This is a genomic window from Phormidium sp. CCY1219 (assembly GCF_055795085.1).
In genome coordinates, this window is sequence record NZ_JAYFEQ010000631.1 from 1 (window position 1) to 467 (window position 467).

At 53.7% G+C, this 467-nt stretch carries 1 protein-coding gene; it reads left to right on the forward strand.

The window, feature by feature from the left end; all coding sequences use genetic code 11:
- Positions 1 to 467, forward strand: a 467-nt coding sequence (locus AC0QH1_RS18075; RefSeq protein WP_324632647.1) for a hypothetical protein, incomplete at both ends; no start/stop codon positions are given.

The window sequence follows — 467 nt, forward strand, 5'->3', positions numbered from 1 at the left end:
GACACGAGTTTGGCGAAAGTGGGGGATACGGTAACGGTGACATTCACCGCTTCCGAAACCCTGAGTGGAACGCCCACAGTTGCGATCGGCGGACAAACAGCCAGCGTCACCAACACCACTGGCAACCAATACGAAGCCACTTATACCCTGACGGCCAACGATACCGCAGGGGCACAGGCCATTAATATCCAGTTTAGCGATGCTGGGGGAAATACTCGAACCGCTACGGCAACTACCGATTCGAGTAGCGTCAGTTTGGATAAAACAGCTCCTAATTTATCCTCTGTGAGCATTGCTTCCAGTAATGCCAACCACAGCAGCGTAGCGACAGTGGGGGATACGGTAACGGTGACATTCACCGCTTCCGAAACCCTGAGTGGAACGCCCACGGTCAAGATTGGCGGACAAACAGCCAGCGTCACCAACACCAGTGGCAATCAATACGAAGCCACTTATACCCTGACGGA